We start from the raw sequence: 18,632 nt of genomic DNA on the forward strand, positions 1-18,632 counted from the left end.
AACCCAAAAAAAATGTTCCGAGATAGTTGAGTGAGGTCTAAAAAAACGACCTCACTCGAGACCACATGATCGCGGGCGGAAGCCGTCGTTATAATGACCTTTTCAACCTTGCCGATTGCCCTAGCTCTCTCCTGAGAGGAGGCCGGATATGGCAATTTATAGTCTGAGGGTGGTCAGCTTCATTTTCGTGGCACTGGCTTTCGTTCCGGCCGCCGCGCATCTCTTCGCGATGTTCAACAAGATGAAGCTCGACGGGCCAAACTATCTGGCTGCGCAGCGCGCCTATGATGGATGGAGCCTGTTCGGAATCGTGGTGCTGGGAGCATTGCTCTCTACGGCCGCCCTGGCGATCCTGCTCTACCGAGCGAGTGCATCTTTCGGCTTGGTTGTCGTCGCCTTTCTCAGCATCGGCGCCACGCAATTTGCCTTCTGGACGCTGACCTACCCAATCAATCAGGCGACCCGGAACTGGACTGTCCTGCCTGAAAACTGGGAGCTGCTGCGGCGCCAATGGGAGTATTCACATGCCATCGCCGCTGGCCTCAATGCCTTGGCGTTGCTTGTGCTTTTCCTATCGGCGCTTCGCGCTGCGGTGCGTTGAACGACCACGTCTTCACCAGCACGGCCGCCGAGCGGGCAGGAACCCCAATGAAGCGAAATCACTGACCCGCCCGATGTTTCCAGCGTGGCTCGAAAATGAAGCGGTACTATTTCGATCTTCAAAACGGTGACGGCGCGGTACCCGACGATGACGGGCAGCTGTTCGAATCCCGGGAACAAGCCAGAGCGGAAGCAATTCGTATTTTGCAGGATGTTGCCCAAGACGAAATGCCCGACTGCGATTTCGTCAAGGTAACCGTCAAAGTACGCGATGAGATCGGTGCGCAGATGTTTGAGGCATCGCTTGTTCTGACCTCCGGATGGAGCGTGTGATGCCGCAGTGCTAGCGGCGATACCGCACCGGGATTTGCACGACGTTCTCCGATCCAGGCAGATCAAAGGCCATGGCCAGTTGACGTACGGAGGCCATCTCCACGATCAGTTCTTCGATCGAAAAATCCGGCAGGCCGGTCTTCACCCTCTGCCTCACCTTGGCCGCAAGTTCATGAACCCGCACCGGGACGAAAAGCGGGCTGTCGTCCAGCAGCTTGCTGATTTCGATGACCACATCGGCGTCGATGTCTTTCGGCAATTCCCGCATGGGCGTCACCTTCTCTCGAAGCAACAGGCCCGTCATGTCGATGCGACGGGCGATCAGGCGTTGAGCGCCGGGCAAGAGGATCGGAGAGGGACGTGCTCGGCGCTGGCCGATAGCCAGATTCATAAAGCTGCGGGCATCGGTGTGTCACGAAAAAATATCGGTACGAAAATTACCAAGCGGCTCATCCCACGCAATCCACAAGCGCCTTCCCCGAAATCGCAACTCCGGCAGCGCTGTTCCCGACAGAGGAGGAACAAAAAATATGGGGAGGAACAAAAAATATGGCCCGGAATTGAGACTGACGAATTGGAGGATCTAGCCATGGACAGCAAGGAAGAAAAGATCAAACGGCGAGCCCATGAAATCTGGGAGCAGGAGGGCCGGCCGGCTGGCCGCGAGCAGGAGCACTGGGACCAGGCCGTGCAGGAGATCGAGGCTGAGGGTTCGGAGACTGAACGTGGCCCGGTTTTGCCTGATCCGACAGTTGCAGCCGATTCCAATAGCTCGAAGCGTTGATCGTCAAATCCATGGCGTCTTGGAGAGTACGATCAGGCAACCAAATTGGTGGAACCTCGTTTGCCGGACAGCAACCAGAGGAGGTTTCGATGAAGAGGTTCTTTTTACTCCTGGTCCTGGCCGCCGTCCTTGCGCTCGGCGCCTGCGACAACAATATCGAGCCGATGAAAGCCAACACCGGCACCATCAACAAGAACCCACAGATTGACCAGGCCGCCAGACTAGAGTCCACGACTGGTGGTGATCAGCCAGCCACTGTGCCTCAGGGCAAATGAACTCGGTCTCACATTGCGACACACCTCTGCTGCGCGTCGCCTATCTCGATGGTGGACCGCGAGACGGCGCCCCGGTTATCCTGCTGCATGGCTGGCCCGACGACGCGACGACATACGCTCGCATTTCGCCAGCCCTTCATGAAGCTGGCTTTCGGACGTTTTCGCCTTGGCTGCGAGGCTTTGGGCCGACATCGTTCCTGTCAGAAGAAACCATGCGCTCGGGCGAGATTGCCGCGATGGCGCAGGATGTGCTGGATTTTGCCGATGCGCTTGGCCTCAGCCGCTTTGCGGTTGTCGGACACGATTGGGGCGCCCGGATATCCTATCTGCTCGCGTCGGTTTTCCCGGACCGCATCAAGTGCTGTGCTGCGCTGTCGCTCGGCTGGCAACCAGGCAAACCAGCAACGCCGGCGCCCGGACAAGCGAAAGCATTTTGGTATCAATGGTTCATGGCGACGGCCCGGGGCGCTGAGTTCGTACGAAACAATGGCAAAAAATTCGCCAGATACCAGTGGGATAGCTGGGGCCCATTAGGCTGGTTCGACGACGCTATTTTCGATGGTGTCGCGAGTTCGTTCGAAAATCCTGACTGGGCGGATGTGACGTTGCATTCCTATCGGGTCAGATGGGAAGAGGCCGAGCCCGATCCACGCTATGCCGAACTCGCCCGCCGGCAAGCAGCGGTCAAGATCATCACGGTGCCAATCCTGACGCTTCATGGTGGCGACGACCGCGTTGTGTTTGCCCAGTCCTCAGAGGGGCTCGAAAAGCATTTCACCGCGTTCTACAGGCGGGTGGTGCTGGATGGCATCGGACACTTCCCGACGCGTGAGGCTTCTGATCAGGTTTCGCGATTGTTGGCTGCGTTTCTCGATAGCCATGGCAAGCGCTGAAGTGGGGTCGTCATTCGACCTCATAGTACAGGCCGGAACCTGACGCATCGCCGTGCATTTCGTCTCCATGCATGACGAACCGAAATGCGGTCTCGCAATCAATCGGCAGCCAGGGAGAATTTGAATGCAAGCTTCAGGCGCAATCTCAACACACCATGCTGGCCAACTGGCCATAGAACCGTTTGCCGGCACGGTGACGGTACGATTTTCCGACGCCATAGTCGCTGCCACGGAACGGGCGAAAGTGCTTCAGGAAGAAGGACATGAGCCCGTGTTCTACATCCCTTTCGAAGACATCTATTTCGACCTTTTCGAAAAGACGAACACCACCAGCCGCTCCCCTTTGAAAGGCACCGCAAGCTACTGGCGCGTCCATGCGGTGGGCAGCTCGGCTGACGATGTCATGTGGGCATACGAGACGCCTGAAACCGCGGCGCGGCCCATTGCACGTCATGGTGCATTCGATCCGGAAAAGGCGCGCATCGATGCCGAGCCCGCGGAGGACAGACGGCACACGCCCCACGTCCCGGAGTAGATTGCCCGTTCGCAGCGGGGCGATCTGAATTCAAGGCTGGTGCTGACGGCGCGGAAACTCGTCATCAAGGATGCATAGTGCCTCCTCATATTTGACAGTCGATGCCCCGACCTGTCGTGCCTGCCAGATATTGTCCGCCAGATCCGCGCGCTTCACCGGCAGCGCCAATGGATTCGATGCCGCTCGTCGCACAAACGCGAAGTAATCCTCACCGGACCTGCGCGACATGGCGTCGACGGCCGAAGCGATCGTCGGGCCAAAACCGGCCTTTTCCAACTTGGTCCGGTCCCAGCCTTCGCCCTTTTCGAGGACGTCATGGAGATAGGCGACGACCTTCTGGTCCTTGGTTCGACCGCGTCAACGATACGGCGGCAGTGCTCGATATACGGTCGCCCGGTCTTGTCGCGCTGTGCTGCGTGGACCTCTTCGGCAATCTTGGCCGCCCGGTAAAACATGCTCATCTGGCTTGTCCTTCAGACATGGTTTCACCATCGCTCCTCAGTATCGTGGTGCGGCAGGTCTATTCCGCAGCAAACCCAGCCAAGTCGCTGCCTCGATCCATAATTGTAGCGCGGTTCCAGCCGAGCCGGATCGTCGAACGTTCCGATATGCAGCGCGATCTCTCCGGGCGATGCGTCATAGGCAAGGCTGAGGGGCGATCCGCAGGCGGAGCAGAACCCCCTGCAGGCAATCGGCGAAGACCTGCGATAGGTCGGCGTCGCATTGGTCCAGTTCACGCTTTGGGAAGGCACCCAGGCCAGAACCGCGAACGCACTGCCGGTCGCTCGCCGGCACATATCACAATGGCAGTAATGCACGGTTCGCTTCCAACGCGGAAGCGGATCGTGCCGCAGAGACATCCTCCGCTCAGTTCCATTTTGGCGCCCCGGCTGACTTGCCGCTCCAACGCCTCTCGCGCGGTCTCATGCGAGCACCTCCATTCATCTCAGCGGAAACGCCAGCCATTTACGTCGGTTCCTGTGGCTATCTCAGGAACCAGTGCTTGCGCGCGGCGTTGCGTGTCTTTGCCGACAACGGGAGGAAACAGGGAAAATGCATCGTCGGTCGGAGAAGCGCTGATGTCGATGCCGGGGCTGGCATACGGTCCTCTCGGCGATCGATGCATGCATATCTGCGTGGATATGCAGCGGCTGTTTGCAGAGCCGTCCGAATGGGCAACACCCTGGATCACCCGGGTTCTCCCGCAGATCGAGAGGCTGGTCGAAAGACGCGCGCCACAGACGGTCTTTACACGCTTCCTGCCCGCCGGGAAGCCGGGGCAGGGCGTCGGCACATGGAAGCGCTATTATGAGCGCTGGGCTTCCCTGACGATCGAGACGATCGGGCCCGAAATGACCGAACTGTTGCCGTCTTTAGCCGGCTACTGTCCGCCAGCGGCGATCGTCGACAAGCACATCTACTCGCCCTGGTTCGAAGGGCGTCTCAGAGCGCTCCTGGTGGAGCGCGGCATCGATACGCTGGTCATCACCGGCGGCGAAACGGATGTTTGCGTTCTGGCCACGGTGCTCGGGGCCATCGATTTCGGCTATCGCGTGGTTCTCGTCACGGACGCGCTGTGCAGTTCTTCCGACGCAACCCATGACGCACTGCTGACCGTTTACCACCAACGTTTCGCGCAGCAGGTCGAGACGGTTGAGATGGAAACGGTTCTCTCGAACTGGACTTGACGTCCGCTAACCCGGCCCGGGTGGGAGTGTCCATGCTTCCTTGCGCGGTTGGGCTGCCTATCTGTTAAGAGAATGACGGACACCAGAACAGGTAGCAGGACGTGACGCAACGATCGGGAAGTGCTGATCTTCCACTCCATGGCGGGCGCGTGCCAAAATGGCTCGGCGACCGCATGACGCGTCTTGGCGCTGTGATGTGCGAGGCGATCATTCATCACTATGGTCGAGACGAGCTGCTGCGGCGGCTGGCGCATCCATTCTGGTTCCAGTCCTTTGGTGCTGTCATGGGCATGGATTGGCACTCGTCAGGAATCACGACCAGCGTCGTGGGCGCTTTGAAGCGTGGCCTCACGCCGCTTTCCGGCGAGCTCGGCATTCATGTCTGCGGTGGTCGCGGCGCGCATTCGCGCAAAACCCCGCATGAGCTGGAAGCCATCGGCCAACGCGTCGGCTTCGACGGAGCGGGCCTGGCAACCGCCAGCCGGCTGGTCGCCAAGGTCGACAGCGCCGCCGTCCAGGACGGTTTCGATCTCTATCTGCATGGCTTTATCGTCGCCGATGACGGTCACTGGGTTGTGGTGCAGCAAGGTATGAACGGCGACAGCAAGGTGGCGCGCCGCTACCATTGGCTTTCCGAAGGCCTGAAGAGTTTTGTCGACCAGCCGCATGCCGCCATCGAAGGGGCCAATCAAGGCGAGATCGTCAACCTGACCGACCGGCGTGCCGAGGCGTCCCGCCAAGGGCAACTTGACCTTTTGCAGGATCTCGGACCGGATCGCATCCTGGGCGAGCTGGCGGCATTGGAGCGTGGCGCGGAGCCGACGCGCCGGCAGGAACCGGAACAACCGCTGCTGCCGCATTTGGTCATGCCGGCCCACCATGACGTTCGCGAAAGCGATGTCGTCATGCATCGCCTACACGGCAATATCGCAGCCGCCGCGGACCGCGGTCCCACCGATTTCGCCGAGCTCCTTCTGGTCCCCGGCGTCGGCGCACGCACAGTGCGCGCGCTGGCCCTCGTTGCCGAGGTGGTGCATGGCGCTCCTTGCCGTTTTTCCGATCCCGGCCGCTTCTCGCTGGCGCATGGCGGCAAGGACAGGCATCCATTTCCGGTACCGCTGAAGGTCTATGACGAGACGATCGGGGTTCTGAAGTCGGCCGTGCAGAAGGCAAAGCTCGGTCGCGATGAAGAAATCGGCGCCTTGAGGCGGCTCGACGATCAGTCGCGGCAAGTCGAGCGATACGTGACCGGCCCCAGCCTGAAGGAAATTGTCGCGGGAGAATTCGACCAATCGCATCTGCTTGGCGGGCGCAGCGTGTTCGGGTGGGAAGCTGCGCCGGACACAGCACCTGCTGAGCGGAGCAAGAAAGCGTGAGAACGAGACAGAGGGCTGTAGATCAGTCGGCCAGATCGATCAGCGCGACACCGAGGTCCGGACGCTTGCTGCGGCGCAGATGACCGGGCGCTTCCACCAGGGTGATTTCGAGCGTTGGTCGAACGATGCCGTCAAGCAGATGTCCACCCCGGGTGGTGCCGTCGCTCAATCCAAGCACCGCATGGACGTGCAGGCTGGGCTTGTCATCATCACCCAGTGCAACATCGCCGATCGCGCTCAGAACCTCGCACTGTTCGCCGATGGGGATTTTGCGGTAGGTCTTCGCGGTCGGATCAAACCAGCCCACGGTGGCTTTTTCGAAAGCCCCTATGGCGGTCAAGGACGCACTGCCGATCTCCTGGTCGACCGCGAAGGCGGTCAGTGCCGCGAACGCTTCTTCGCCTGGGTCGAGCACCACGACGAATGTCCGTTGTCCGCCGATCTCATTGACGAGCTGAGATTTCATCCCTGTGCTTCCATCGTTCGGCCCAAGGCCGTCGCCAAGATCAATGGGCGCGGTGTTCCGCATTGCGCTTGCGGGTCGCTGCAGCTTTCTTTGCCGATTCGGATCGGCTTGCGGCAGACCGTGATGCCGATGCCTTGCCGCCGCTTTTGCCGCCTTTGTGCGCCGCGGGATGGCCCGTGTGTTTGCCGCGGCCCGAACCGCCTTCCTTCTTGCCACCGCCATCGTCCTTGTTGACGGTAGCCCATGCACGCCGCTCTGCTTCCTTGTCCGAAACCCCGCGCTTCTCGTAGCCCTCGGCAATGTGGTCGGCTTTACGCTCCTGCTTGTCAGTGTATTTCGATTTGTCGCCTCGTGGCATGGCCTGCTCCTATTGAATAAGGGCTGAACGTCGATTTGACGCGCTGGTTCCAACAGAAGTTCGCGTAGCCAATGCCGCATCGCGCGGCATGGCCAAACACCGTCGCGCGGCGCAAGCTAACGCTTTTCGGGGAGAGCGCAGCAGCAAGGCGAGGGGAATTGGTTCAGCCGATTGCCAATCTCACGACGAGGGCCAGGATCACGACACCGACCAAGCCGGCTATGAAGATGACCCGACGGGTGCGCGTTCGCAGGATGATCTCGCCTTGTCTCGCCTGCTCCGCAGAGAATACAGGTCCATTGTCATCGTCACCGTCGTTGCCATGCCGACCATCGCTCATGATCGCCTCCTTCCGGCTCTTGGCACACAACCATCGCTTGACCGGGGAGGTTCCGATTGCATCGATCCGGCCAGCAGAAAAAGGATCACAGGCTCGTGAGGAGGGAACTTTGCCCTCCGCGAGTGGTTTGGGCCGCTTAAGACCCAGCCAGCCCGGAGCCAGCCATGTCCGATGCCAAAATTTCCAGCGGCTTGAGCAGACGCATGTTCATGACGGCCTCTGTTTCGGCGGCGGCGGCGATGCCGCTTGTGAATTCGCCAACGAGAGCTGCCCAGCCCGCGTCCGCAAAACCGGCCGAACCGCGCGATTTGTCGGCGGTTTCGATGCGTATCAACAAGCAGACCTACAACCTCGCGCTCGACAATCGAACCAGCCTGCTTGACGCGCTGCGCGACCATGTCGGCCTGACCGGCACCAAGAAAGGTTGCGATCACGGTCAGTGTGGTGCCTGCACGGTGCTGATCGACGGAAAGCGGGTACTGTCCTGCTTGAGCTTTGCCGTCATGAACCAGGGCCGGGAGATCACAACGGTGGAAGGCCTGGCTTCGGCGGACGGGGAACTGCATCCGGTCCAGCAGGCCTTCGTCGACCACGACGCCTTTCAATGCGGCTATTGCACACCGGGTCAGATCATGTCCGCCATCGGTTGCATCAACGAAGGCCATGCTGGGTCGGAAGATGATATTCGCGAATATATGAGCGGCAATCTATGTCGCTGCGCGGCCTATCCCAACATCGTTGCGGCGATCGTTCAGGCACGCGACGAGACCAGGAGGGCTTAGGATGCGCCCGTTCGTATATGAAAGACCAACCAGCGTCTCCACGGCAATCGCCATGGCGTCCCGTCCCCATGCCGTGCATGTTCCGCCAACCGGCGCCGACACGCAGTTCATCGCCGGCGGCACCAATCTGGCCGACTACATGAAGCTCGGTGTCGCGCGGCCGGAGCGACTACTCGACCTCAACACTCTTGCCGAGCCGGCCTTGCGGCAGATCAGGATAGACGATGATAAGATCCGGTTTGGTGCGCTGGTCCGTATGGGTGAAGCAGCCGACAACAATGATGTCAGGCGCCGTTGCCCGGTCCTCGCCGACAGCTTGAAATTCGCTGCCAGCGGTCAGCTTCGCAACATGGCGAGCCTGGGCGGCAATGTGCTGCAACGTACGCGCTGCGAGTATTTTCGAGAGATATCTTGGCCGTGCAACAAGCGCGAACCGGGCTCCGGCTGCGCTGCGATGGAAGGGTCCAATCGCCAGCATGCCGTGCTGGGTACGAGCGATGCCTGTATTGCCACGTATCACGGCGATTTCGCGCAGGCGCTGGTTGCGCTGGACGCCACCGTCGATGTCGAAGGTCCGCGGGGAAGGCGCACGCTCACTTTTGCCAAGCTGCATAAACGGCCGGGCGAAACGCCCGACATCGAGACGGATCTGGCCGCCGACGAGCTCATTACCGCCATCGAAGTGCCGCTGGCACAGTGGAGCAGCCGGTCGCGCTATCTGAAGATACGCGATCGCGAATCCTACGCGTTTGCGCTGGCGTCCGCGGCTGTCGCGCTCGACATGGATGGCGAGACGGTAAGGAGTGCGCGCATTGCGCTTGGCGGAGTGGCGACGGTGCCGTGGCGTGCGCGCGAAGCAGAGGACGCGCTACAGGGCAAAGTGCTTGACGAAGCCACGGCGCAGGAGGCCGCCGAGGCTGCTTTCGCCGATGCCAGACCGCGCGAGCATAACGCATTCAAGATACCGCTCGGCAAGCGCACGCTGGTGCGGGCGCTGCTCGAAACCCGGGATATGAAGGGCTGAGCCATGAACCAAGCTGCACCCGCTCCAAGGGAAAACCAGGGCGATCCCGTTGTTCGCATTGACGCCCGGCTAAAAGTTACCGGACAAGCCGGCTATCCCGCCGACATCGTTACGGCCAACGTCGCCTACGGTGCCCTTGCCACCAGCAGCATTGCCCGGGGCAAGGTTTCCGAACTTCACACGAAAGACGCCAATGCCGTACCCGGTGTGCTGGACATCGTCACCTATGGCGATCTGGACAAGACCGACATGCCGAAATTCGGCAACACCGGTGCAAGTTCGATTGGGCCCTTGCACGACAAGACGGTTTTTCACGATGGTCAGATCATCGCTCTGGTGGTCGCTGAAACCTTCGAGGCGGCGGAGGAGGCAGCGATGTTGGTCCGCGCCGACTATGAGGACGAACGGCCCAGCGCCAGCTTTGATTCCAAGGGCGTGAAGATGGAACCGGCTGCCGGCAAAAGCCCGATGTTCAAGGAGGATGCGAAGGCCGGTGACTTCGACGCCGCTTGGGCGGATGCGACGGTGAAGATCGACGAAAAATATTCGACGCCGACCCAGCATCATAATCCGATCGAGCTGTTTTCGACCACCGCCATATGGCAGGGCGACCAGTTGACGATACACGAACCCAGTCAAAACGTTACGGGCTGGAAGGTGGAACTGGCACGCCAACTGAAGCTCGATCCGGCCAATGTGCGGATCGTCAGTCCCTATATCGGCGGCGCCTTCGGCTCCAAGGGGCCGATGACGGCACGCACTGCTATCGTTGCCGTCGCGGCGCGGCGCATCGGCCGGCCGGTTCGCTGCGTCGTCAATCGCATGCAAGCCTTCGGTACGCAGACCTATCGCGCCGAAACGCGGCATCGGATCCGCATGGGCGCCGGCAAGGACGGCCGCATCACGGCGTTCGGACATGAGGCCTGGGAGGTGACGTCACGCCCGGACCCTTATGTCGTCGGCGGCACGTCCGCCACCGCGCGCATGTACGATTACGGCTCCGTTCTGACGCATGTTTCGCTGGTTCATGCCGACCGCAACACGCCTGGCTACATGCGATCGCCGCCGGAGACGCCTTATGTCTACGCGCTGGAAAACGCCATGGACGAAATGGCCGTGGCCCTCGGTATGGATCCTGTCGAGTTTCGTCGCATCAATGAACCGGAGAAGGAGCCGATCGGAGGCAAGCCATTTTCCAGCCGCTCACTCATCAAGTGCTACGACCAGGCGTCCGAGGCCTTTGGCTGGTCGAAGCGCGATCCCAGGGTCGGCTCGATGCGCGACGGCGATTGGCTGGTCGGAATGGGCTGTGCGACGGCAATCTATCCGACTGCCGCCGCACCTTGCGCGGCCCGGGTTCGTCTCACCGCGGATGGCGAGGTTCGGGTCCAGTGCGGCTCCCATGAAATTGGCACCGGCGTTCGCACCATCGCCGGCCAAATGGCGGCCGAAAGGCTGGGGGTCGGCATGGACAAGATCAGCGTGGAGATGGGCGACAGTGCCTTGCCGCCGGCTCCCGTGTCGGGCGGATCGATCTCGACCGCCAGCGTCTGCTCCGCGGTCATGAAAGCCTGCGACGCGATACGCGAAAAACTGTTTGCCGCCGCTGCGGGCAAGGGGGCTCCGCTGGCAGGTTCGGCCAATGCGAAGCTGGATTTGAAGGACGAAGAGGTCGTCACCGAGACCGGCAAGTCCGCCAAGCTGGCCGATGTCTTCAAGGCCATGCAAGTCGGCGCCATCGAAGAATATGCCGAGTTTGCGCCGAAGGGTTCTTCGCCTGAAGCCCTGAGGAAACTCTATGCCGGACAATCGGAGTTTCATGGTGGAGAGAACGACGAAGATTCGGTCAAATATGCGTTTGGCGCCGAGTTCGTCGAAGTGCGCATCAACAGCTATACACGCGAAATCCGGGTGCCGCGCATGGTCGGAGCCTTCGCTGCCGGGCGCATCATGAACACGCGCACCGCGCGCAGCCAGCTGATAGGTGGCATGATCTGGGGCATTGGCCAAGCGTTGCACGAGGCCACGGAAATTGATCAGCGACACGCGCGCTACGTGAATCGCGACCTGCAGGACTATCTCGTGCCGGTCAACGCCGACATCAAACAGGTCGACGTTATCCTGGTCCCCGAAATCGACCACCAGGTCAATCCTGCCGGCGTCAAGGGCTTGGGCGAACTCGGCAATGTCGGAACGGCTGCTGCCGTGGCGAGTGCCGTCTATCATGCCACCGGCAAGCGCATTCGCGATCTGCCGATCAGAATAGATGATTTGATAGGCTGACGATCAAGAGCTCTGGACGGAGCATGGAACTCGTAACCCATAGGAAATTCAAAAACGGCAGGTTGATGCCGTGGGGAAAAGGCACGGTCGTCACCGGAGCAAAGGGATTTGTCTACCTCTGCGGCAATACGGCAACCGCCGAAAATTACGATCTGCCGGAAAGAGAGGAGGGGCTTCCCTGGCGATGCGGCGGCACAGTGGCGCGCAATTTTGGCGAACATCAAATCAGATCTGGAAGAACTCGGCAGCGCGCTCGACTATCTCATCCGGCTGACCTTCTTCATCAAGGGGCCATTTCCCGATGGCGGCGTTCTAAGTTCACCCAATTTTCGTCTCGACGTACGGGACGAGTTCTTTGCCGAGCATTGCGCGAAGCACTGCAGCTATAACAACCCGCCGCCCTCCGAGGTGATCGGGATTGCAGCGCTTGCGCAAGCCGACATCGATTGTCGCGGTGGCGGCGTTGCCTGACTGAAAAAGTTTTCGCGTGCAGCGATAGCTTAGTTGCCTTGGCTCTCGAGTGTCACTCCGGGGCTGTGGCCGGAGCCGTGTAACGTCGGCGCACAGCGTCAAGCACCCGCTTGCGGCTCTCCTGCGCCGACAGGGTCTTGTCCTCTTCCGCCTCGGCGGTTTCGCGCGCCAGGTCCTTGTCCCTGATCTGATGTCGAAACCATTTGGAATAGTCGCCGGTGCGCAAGTGAAACTCCCAAGTCTTGTCGTCTATGCCCTCGGCGATCTGAGCGAAGATCATCAGATTGTGAGCCCTGAGGTTCATCGCATTGTCAGGGCCATGGAAATAGAAGCTGCCGGCTTCGTCGAGCTGGCCTTCGGCATATTTCCGGCTGTGCCGCTTGAGTGACTGACGTGGTTCCACCACCTTGACCGTCTTGACTTTCTTGCCCGCCTGCGGCCGCCAGAACAGCACGCGCGCGCCCTTGGGGCTGGGGATGTCCTTTGGCGGCTCAATGCCAGTCTCCTTGCAGAAGACCTTCACCACGTCCTTCGCCTTGGGGCCAAGCGCAATGATGGCTGTCACAAGGCGCAAGGCGTCTGTCGAGATCGCCTCGGGGTGAACGGTGATCAAGATTGTGCCCGGCAATTCCAATGAAAGGACCGCCCGCGTATCGTCGCGCCGCTTGGGCAGAAGATGGTGCGCTTCATCGATGACGAGCCAGTGCGGTCTCGCGGTGCGCCGGCGGAAACTGCTCAGGCCAGGCAGCAGGTCGGCAAAGAAATCCGGCCTCTCGTCGACGCGCAGGGCCAATCCGTTGACGACAATGTTGCTGTCGGCCTTGGCGATCAGATCCAGCACCTGCGCCTTTGTCGGCGCGCTTGAGCCGTCTCCCAGGCGAACGGCGCCTTCGAGGCCGTCATAGTCGCCTTCGGGATCAAAGACGCAGAACTGAAAACCACTTTCGACGAAGCGTTCCGTCAGCGCGGTGGCCAAGGTGGATTTACCAATGCCGGAACTCCCGGCAATGAGGATCGTGTCGCTCGGCGACAGGTAGACATCATCGCCGCCAGACGACCCAAGAACGATGCCGTCATGGCGCTTCGGCACTATCGCGTGATCACGCTTTATCAGCTTTGCGATCAATTGCTCCACGCCCTTGCCGCGGGCGCCACGCATGACCAGGTTGGCTGTATCCTTGACCGCCGGAATTGCATTGTCGACGGCGGCGCTGCAGCCACAGGCTTGCAGGAACGCGTGGTCGTTCTCGGCGTCGCCGACGCCGACGACGTTGTGCGGCGAAAGTCGAAGGTCCTGAAGGGCCGCAGCGAGCCCGGTGGCTTTGTTGATGCCGCTCGGCAGGATCATCACCGCGCCCTTGTTGAAGATGATTTCCAGTTCGAGACCCATCTTCTTGATGATATCGAGCACGGTCGCCTGATGGGGTTCCCAGGTCGCGACGATCGATCGCCCGACCGAAAGCGGCTTGACGCCCTGCCGCTTCAATCTGGCGACGAATTTGGGCTCGGGCGATGGGGCGATCACCCGCTCTTCCTCGCTGGCCGGCGTGTAGATCATCGCGCCATTCTCAGCGACGACCTTGTCGAAGAGGCTAAGCTCGGGAAAGACGCGCTTGAGATCGGGCAGTTCACGCCCGGTGACGAGAACCAGCTTGCGGCCGCTTTTCTTGAACCGCTCAAGCGCGGCGAGCGTCTTCTTGGCGACGATCCCATCATGAGCCAGCGTGCCGTCATAGTCTGCCGCCAATGCAATGAAATACATTCCGCCGACCCTTCTCGTTCCGGTTGCCCTGTGGCTAGAACGTGTGATCGAGACAAAGGCTCCCCACCGACCGAATCGTAGGTGGAGGAGGGGCGGTTCGCCCTCGGAAATCAGGAACTCCTTCGGTGCCGGTACGTTGACCAGACAAGCCGGGAACCGTCCCGGTCTTTGCTGGCGGCGTGCAAACCCCGTCGCCGAAATCCACACCAAGCGCAATGAAAGGTAAGGCCATGGGCTTCTTTTCGAAGGACATCAAGACACTCGACGATCTCTTCGTGCACACGCTGCGCGACATCTATTACGCCGAAAAGCAGATCGAGAAGGCGCTGCCGAAGATGATCGACAAGGCAACCGACCCGCAATTGAAAGCCGGATTTGAAAAACACCTCGACCAGACGAGAGGCCATATCGAGCGCGTCGAACAGGTGTTTGAGTTGCATGGCGTCAAGGCCAAGGAGGTCAACTGTCCGGCAATCGACGGTATTCTCGAGGAGGCCGACGATGTGAGCGGTGACGTCGATGACAAGGAGGTTCTCGACGCGGCGCTGATTGCTTCGGCGCAGGCCGTCGAACACTATGAGATGACCCGCTACGGGACGCTCATCGCCTGGGCCAAGCAACTCGGCCGCACCGACTGCGCCAATGTGCTGGCCAAGAACCTGAGGGAAGAACAGGCGACAGATCGCAAGCTCACCGAAATGGCGGAAAGCAAGATCAACCTGCAGGCAGCCGAATAGGGCTGCAATCCGGCCGGCTGGTAACTCGGCCGGCCGGATTGCTGGCAGGTTTCCACTCCGTCAGCGAGACGGGTCGACGCCCAAGGCCGTTGATTGCTTGCGCAGCGCCTCATCGTCATCCTGCGGCGCATGCCGAGCAGATCCTGCGATTTCCGTGTAGATGCGGTACGCTACACAAGTGAGCGCCACCATGAAAAGCAGACGGCCCATCCATCCTACTCCTTGCTCATGGATTTCATTCCGGCCATCCTCAGTACCCTCCGACGACCGGCAAGATTTCGCCGGTGATGTAGCTCGAGCAATGCGGCGAAGCGAGGAACACATAGGCCGGCGCGAGTTCTTCCGGTTGCGCGGGTCGTTTCATTGGCGTGTCCGCGCCGAATTTCGAGACGTCGTCGGCTTCCTTGTCCGACGGATTGAGCGGCGTCCACACCGGACCCGGTGCGACCGCATTCACCCTTATGCCCTTGCCGATGAGATTGCCCGACAGGGCCCGCGTGAAGGCATGGATGCCGCCCTTGGTCATCGAATAGTCGACCAGTTGTTTTGAACCGTCGATACCGGTTACCGAACCGGTGTTGATGATCGCCGAACCTGGCTTCATGTGCGGCACCGCTTCCTGCGCCATATGAAAATAGCCGTAAAGATTGGTCTTCAGCGTCGTGTCGAAATGTTCTTCGGTCAGCTCGCCGAAATCGCTGGAATGGATCTGGAACGCAGCGTTGTTGACCAGCACGTCGATGCGACCGAATTTTTCAACGGTCTCCATGACCGCCTTGTGGCAGTGGCTGCGTTCGCTGACATCGGCCTTGACCAGGATGCAGCGTCGTCCCTCCTTTTCCACCGCTGATTTGGTCTCTTCAGCATCCTTGTCCTCGGCCAGATAGACGATCGCGACGTCGGCGCCCTCGCGGGCGAACAACACCGCCACCGAGCGGCCGATGCCGGAATCGCCGCCCGTGATGAGTGCTACCTTTTGGTCGAGTTTTTTCGATCCGAGATAGTACGGCGCATCGTACAGCGGCTCCGGCTCTAGCGCCCATTCGTGCCCCGGTTTGGGCTGATGTTGCTCGGGGAAGGGGGGCTCGGGATATTCACGGGCGCCAGCCTGCATGGCGCCTTGCTGCTTCCCACCGCCTTTCGATTTGTCCTTGGCATCGACGCCACGTTGGATATGGCGCTGCTTGGCCGCTTCACCGGCTATTTCCGACTTCATCTGCATGATCGTCTCCTTGGCTTGGAGAGGAAACAACGCATGTCAGGCAAAAAGGTTTGCGCAAAAGATCGACTTGCCGAGAGGATTCCGGCCAGCGTTTGGCAACGCGTAACGACGACATCGCCAGCTGCACCAATTCAGCTGCAATGCAGCCGCGCCAGCCACCGCCGCGATGGGATCGAGCACCGGGGCTTGCCCGCTGCCTGCGCCGCCTTGGCGGCGAGCCAAACGTGATGATGTGGATTGGGAAGCTATTGCGTCAAACTGGCAAAGCAGCGCCATCCGGTCTACTCCGGGCGTAGCCGCCGGAATTCTATCTTGGCGACAGCCCATCGAGCAGGAAGTCGAGGCCTTTTCGGAAGGCGCCATCCCAATCGTTGTCCAACAGCAGACGAGAGCGTTCGATTGTCGGGTAGTGTTCGCTGAGGTGTGTAAGACGCTGCTGTGCGGCTGCCCTGTCTTCTTCCGAGAGGTCGAAGCTTGCCCGGGTGAGGGTGGCGCCCATCACATAATTCCAGAGCGACCATATCGCGGCGTTCAGATTCGCGTCGGCAACACCGGCTCTGGACAAGGTCTTGCTCAACATTTCCAGGCGGCTGAGAATGTTCGGGCCGAGCGCCCGGCGCGGCAACAGCGATGCCGACCAAGGATGGCGCAACATTCTGGCGCGCCAGTCTTCGAGCATATGAACGACGTCTCCACGCCAGTCCGGAGACTCACCTGTTTCAGGCGATCCGCGATGTTCGAGCACCGAATCGAGTGCTAGATCAAAGACATCCTCCTTGTTGTCAACGTGCCAATACAGGCTCATCACACCCGAGCCGAGGCGATCGGCCAGCCGACGCATTGTCAATCCGTCTATGCCCTGGGCGTCCAGCAGTTCCACGGCGATCGCCACGATACGCTCTCGAGACAGCGGCGGCTCGCTGCTCGCCTCCTGGATGGGTTGAAGCTTTGTCCGTTGCGATCGTTTGCTGGCACTGCGGGGTTTGGCTGCCATCTGTCTTCCTTGCTGGCCGAACGTCGATTTTGGCAGGCACCGTCAGGAATGTCGACGCTGATCGCTTGACTAGTACGATGTACCATACGATGACTCGTACATCGCACGATTCATCGTATGAGCGATCTGGTTTAAAGTTCATGCCGGCGGCGAGTGCGTTATTCGCAGTCAGCAGAGCCAGGAGAAATCATGTCACGCGCAATCAAGCATCTGCTTATCGGAGGGCTAATCATCATGACCATTGCAGTTCCCACTGCGTCGCCGGCGAACGAGTTCAAGCTGACCATCATCAATCCACAGACGCTCTACGACCCGTCGCCGAATGGCTACAGCACCGCCGTGATCGCACCGCGCGGAGCTCGGATTGCCTACATTTCCGGGCAGGGCGGCCAAGACAGCACAGGAGCCTTGTCACCCGATTTCGCCGTCCAGGTTAAGCAGGCCTACGCAAATTTGCATGCGGCGCTCGGGGGCATCGGCGCCAAGCCGGATCAGGTGGCGAAGCTCACGGTCTTCGTGGTCGACCACGACATGTCCAAGCTCGATGTGTTAACCAGGAACGTCAAGGACATGTTCGGCGAGGCGTTGCCGGCGCAGACACTGGTTCCCGTTCCCAAGCTTGCAATCGACCCCATGCTTTTCGAGGTGGAAGCCACCGTTATTCTGGAATAGGGAGCCTGATCGCCCCAACTGACATGGGGTCGAGCACGCCGCCGACAGCCGCGCGTTGGAACCACCAATTCATTTTGGCTCCCACGAAGCAAAGCCGTCACGACGCATACACTCTATTGCTATTGCCGCCGCATCCAAAAGTCGCATAAGATAGATTATGGAACTAACGCATCGGTCAAGAACTGGAAATTGCCGCTGATTCTCATAGGCTTGAGCCGATTGTGCCGTATTGCCTTGAGCGGATGGCCAACGCTAGGCTGTCGAAATGAAGATGGCAAACAGCGAGATCGAAGCGGCGATCGAAGTGTTCGTGCATGGCTTCAGCGCCGACAGAAGCCGCACCTTTCCTTACGAGGCCAGCCGCGTTGGACGCTTGTGGCTGATGCGCGATGCCGAGCGCAAGAATCTTCGTGACTACCGCGGCGAAGAATGGGTCGTCCATGACGTCGCCGCTCAAGAAGCCGATGCCGTCGTGCGGCAGCATGCACGGCCGGGCTTTGCCATTTCCGTTGTGATCGCGAACGAGGATCCGGACGGGCCGACACGAACCGCCTACAAAGCTCTCGGCTACCGGCTGCTTCGGACCGAAGGTTTTTTCGTCCACCGGTTGCGCCGGATTCCGAGCCCGCCAGCGGTTGCGGTTGCTTCGGTCGAACGCGTGCAGACAGCCGAACGGGCGGCGGCGCAGTTGGGAAAGATCATCCGCAGACAGCCGATCCCGGATCATTTGCTCGGCGACAGCGCGCCGTTGCGCCAGTATGTGGCAGTCGATGGCGCCGATATCGTTGGGCGCGTGCGCAGCTTGGATGCCGTGGAAGCCACGTGGTGTTCGAGCATGTATGTCGAGCCTTCGCACCGGCGTCGCGGCATTGGCCAGGCTTTGATGTCGAAAATGTTGCACGACGATCGGGCGCGTGGGTCGAGGTGCTCGGTGCTGGCTGCAACCCACGCCGGGGCTCTGCTTTATCCCCGGATGGGCTACGAACGGATCGGAACGCTGCTGATATTCGCACCAATGAACCGAAAGCCTGTATGAA

At 60.3% G+C, this 18,632-nt stretch carries 24 protein-coding genes and 1 pseudogene; 15 read left to right on the plus strand and 10 right to left on the minus strand.

Annotated elements, in window-relative coordinates:
• Positions 1 to 148 precede the first annotated feature (148 nt).
• Together NKI69_RS12095 and NKI69_RS12100 are read left to right on the plus strand one after the other, a co-directional pair.
• Positions 149 to 601, plus strand: coding sequence for a hypothetical protein (locus NKI69_RS12095; protein WP_128304475.1), 453 nt, complete (start codon positions 149 to 151; stop codon positions 599 to 601).
• Between the two features lie 95 nt (positions 602 to 696).
• Positions 697 to 933, plus strand: coding sequence for a DUF6894 family protein (locus NKI69_RS12100; RefSeq protein WP_023811979.1), 237 nt, complete (start codon positions 697 to 699; stop codon positions 931 to 933).
• Positions 934 to 943: 10 nt separating this feature from the next.
• Here NKI69_RS12100 and NKI69_RS12105 read toward each other — a convergent pair whose 3' ends face one another.
• Positions 944 to 1,324 (minus strand): hypothetical protein, encoded by a 381-nt coding sequence (locus tag NKI69_RS12105; RefSeq protein ID WP_245486215.1) that lies wholly within the window; start codon positions 1,322 to 1,324, stop codon positions 944 to 946.
• A 198-nt stretch (positions 1,325 to 1,522) separates the two neighbouring features.
• Here NKI69_RS12105 and NKI69_RS12110 point away from each other — a divergent pair, with 198 nt between their 5' ends.
• From NKI69_RS12110 to NKI69_RS12125, 4 genes are all read left to right on the plus strand, one after another.
• Complete coding sequence (locus tag NKI69_RS12110) at positions 1,523 to 1,717, plus strand: DUF2934 domain-containing protein (RefSeq protein ID WP_352441512.1); 195 nt, start codon at positions 1,523 to 1,525, stop codon at positions 1,715 to 1,717.
• Between the two features lie 89 nt (positions 1,718 to 1,806).
• The gene (locus tag NKI69_RS12115) at positions 1,807 to 1,992 is read left to right on the plus strand and encodes a hypothetical protein (RefSeq protein WP_128304477.1); all 186 of its coding nucleotides are present in this window, start codon (positions 1,807 to 1,809) and stop codon (positions 1,990 to 1,992) included.
• Complete coding sequence (locus NKI69_RS12120; RefSeq protein WP_128304478.1) at positions 1,989 to 2,885, plus strand: alpha/beta fold hydrolase; 897 nt, start codon at positions 1,989 to 1,991, stop codon at positions 2,883 to 2,885. The genes NKI69_RS12115 and NKI69_RS12120 overlap by 4 nt, the downstream gene beginning before the upstream one ends.
• Before the next feature lie 124 nt (positions 2,886 to 3,009).
• Positions 3,010 to 3,420 (plus strand): DUF427 domain-containing protein, encoded by a 411-nt coding sequence (locus NKI69_RS12125; protein WP_023811973.1) that lies wholly within the window; start codon positions 3,010 to 3,012, stop codon positions 3,418 to 3,420.
• Positions 3,421 to 3,450: 30 nt separating this feature from the next.
• Here the strand turns inward: NKI69_RS12125 and NKI69_RS12130 are convergent.
• Positions 3,451 to 3,881, minus strand: a pseudogene (locus NKI69_RS12130) (HD domain-containing protein).
• Positions 3,882 to 3,905: 24 nt separating this feature from the next.
• Positions 3,906 to 4,280, minus strand: a complete 375-nt coding sequence (locus NKI69_RS12135; protein WP_348629845.1) for a GFA family protein — start codon at positions 4,278 to 4,280, stop codon at positions 3,906 to 3,908.
• Between the two features lie 219 nt (positions 4,281 to 4,499).
• On the opposite strand from NKI69_RS12135, the gene NKI69_RS12140 reads away from it, so the two are divergent.
• Together NKI69_RS12140 and NKI69_RS12145 are read left to right on the plus strand one after the other, a co-directional pair.
• Positions 4,500 to 5,108 carry a cysteine hydrolase family protein gene (locus NKI69_RS12140; protein WP_127294539.1) on the plus strand — a complete coding sequence of 203 codons (609 nt, stop codon included), beginning with the start codon at positions 4,500 to 4,502 and terminating at the stop codon, positions 5,106 to 5,108.
• 101 nt (positions 5,109 to 5,209) lie between these two features.
• On the plus strand, positions 5,210 to 6,484 hold the full coding sequence (locus tag NKI69_RS12145; RefSeq protein ID WP_352721427.1) for a DUF763 domain-containing protein: 1,275 nt from the start codon (positions 5,210 to 5,212) through the stop codon (positions 6,482 to 6,484).
• Positions 6,485 to 6,506: 22 nt separating this feature from the next.
• On the opposite strand, the gene NKI69_RS12150 is transcribed toward NKI69_RS12145, so the two are convergent.
• From NKI69_RS12150 to NKI69_RS12160, 3 genes are all read right to left on the minus strand, one after another.
• Complete coding sequence (locus NKI69_RS12150; RefSeq protein WP_023811968.1) at positions 6,507 to 6,950, minus strand: PPC domain-containing DNA-binding protein; 444 nt, start codon at positions 6,948 to 6,950, stop codon at positions 6,507 to 6,509.
• A gap of 40 nt (positions 6,951 to 6,990) precedes the next feature.
• On the minus strand, positions 6,991 to 7,308 hold the full coding sequence (locus tag NKI69_RS12155) for a hypothetical protein (protein WP_013531559.1): 318 nt from the start codon (positions 7,306 to 7,308) through the stop codon (positions 6,991 to 6,993).
• Between the two features lie 163 nt (positions 7,309 to 7,471).
• Positions 7,472 to 7,648: a hypothetical protein gene (locus tag NKI69_RS12160; protein ID WP_352630673.1), complete on the minus strand. Its 177-nt coding sequence runs from the start codon at positions 7,646 to 7,648 to the stop codon at positions 7,472 to 7,474.
• 164 nt (positions 7,649 to 7,812) lie between these two features.
• Here NKI69_RS12160 and NKI69_RS12165 point away from each other — a divergent pair, with 164 nt between their 5' ends.
• The 4 genes from NKI69_RS12165 to NKI69_RS12180 all read left to right on the plus strand — a co-directional run bounded on the left by NKI69_RS12165 (position 7,813) and on the right by NKI69_RS12180 (position 12,208).
• Positions 7,813 to 8,430, plus strand: coding sequence for a (2Fe-2S)-binding protein (locus NKI69_RS12165; RefSeq protein WP_352552104.1), 618 nt, complete (start codon positions 7,813 to 7,815; stop codon positions 8,428 to 8,430).
• Between the two features lies 1 nt (position 8,431).
• Positions 8,432 to 9,454, plus strand: coding sequence for an FAD binding domain-containing protein (locus NKI69_RS12170; protein WP_352721429.1), 1,023 nt, complete (start codon positions 8,432 to 8,434; stop codon positions 9,452 to 9,454).
• A 3-nt stretch (positions 9,455 to 9,457) separates the two neighbouring features.
• Positions 9,458 to 11,737 (plus strand): xanthine dehydrogenase family protein molybdopterin-binding subunit, encoded by a 2,280-nt coding sequence (locus NKI69_RS12175; RefSeq protein ID WP_023811963.1) that lies wholly within the window; start codon positions 9,458 to 9,460, stop codon positions 11,735 to 11,737.
• A gap of 210 nt (positions 11,738 to 11,947) precedes the next feature.
• Complete coding sequence (locus tag NKI69_RS12180; protein WP_352721431.1) at positions 11,948 to 12,208, plus strand: hypothetical protein; 261 nt, start codon at positions 11,948 to 11,950, stop codon at positions 12,206 to 12,208.
• Between the two features lie 52 nt (positions 12,209 to 12,260).
• Here NKI69_RS12180 and NKI69_RS12185 read toward each other — a convergent pair whose 3' ends face one another.
• Complete coding sequence (locus NKI69_RS12185) at positions 12,261 to 13,970, minus strand: HAD family hydrolase (protein WP_023811962.1); 1,710 nt, start codon at positions 13,968 to 13,970, stop codon at positions 12,261 to 12,263.
• A 230-nt stretch (positions 13,971 to 14,200) separates the two neighbouring features.
• On the opposite strand from NKI69_RS12185, the gene NKI69_RS12190 reads away from it, so the two are divergent.
• A complete protein-coding gene (locus NKI69_RS12190; RefSeq protein WP_023811961.1) occupies positions 14,201 to 14,707 on the plus strand; it encodes a YciE/YciF ferroxidase family protein in 507 nt (168 codons plus the stop codon).
• Between the two features lie 60 nt (positions 14,708 to 14,767).
• On the opposite strand, the gene NKI69_RS12195 is transcribed toward NKI69_RS12190, so the two are convergent.
• The 3 genes from NKI69_RS12195 to NKI69_RS12205 form a co-directional block, all read right to left on the minus strand.
• A complete protein-coding gene (locus tag NKI69_RS12195) occupies positions 14,768 to 14,917 on the minus strand; it encodes a hypothetical protein (RefSeq protein ID WP_023811960.1) in 150 nt (49 codons plus the stop codon).
• 40 nt (positions 14,918 to 14,957) lie between these two features.
• Positions 14,958 to 15,929, minus strand: coding sequence for an SDR family oxidoreductase (locus NKI69_RS12200; protein WP_023811959.1), 972 nt, complete (start codon positions 15,927 to 15,929; stop codon positions 14,958 to 14,960).
• Positions 15,930 to 16,236: 307 nt separating this feature from the next.
• Positions 16,237 to 16,923, minus strand: coding sequence for a TetR/AcrR family transcriptional regulator C-terminal domain-containing protein (locus NKI69_RS12205; RefSeq protein WP_023811958.1), 687 nt, complete (start codon positions 16,921 to 16,923; stop codon positions 16,237 to 16,239).
• Between the two features lie 189 nt (positions 16,924 to 17,112).
• On the opposite strand from NKI69_RS12205, the gene NKI69_RS12210 reads away from it, so the two are divergent.
• A complete protein-coding gene (locus NKI69_RS12210; protein ID WP_023811957.1) occupies positions 17,113 to 17,595 on the plus strand; it encodes a RidA family protein in 483 nt (160 codons plus the stop codon).
• Between the two features lie 265 nt (positions 17,596 to 17,860).
• Positions 17,861 to 18,631 carry a GNAT family N-acetyltransferase gene (locus tag NKI69_RS12215; RefSeq protein WP_352441503.1) on the plus strand — a complete coding sequence of 257 codons (771 nt, stop codon included), beginning with the start codon at positions 17,861 to 17,863 and terminating at the stop codon, positions 18,629 to 18,631.
• Position 18,632 lies beyond the last annotated feature (1 nt).

This window comes from Mesorhizobium sp. M0491, from assembly GCF_040321265.1.
Classification (GTDB): Bacteria; Pseudomonadota; Alphaproteobacteria; order Rhizobiales; family Rhizobiaceae; genus Mesorhizobium.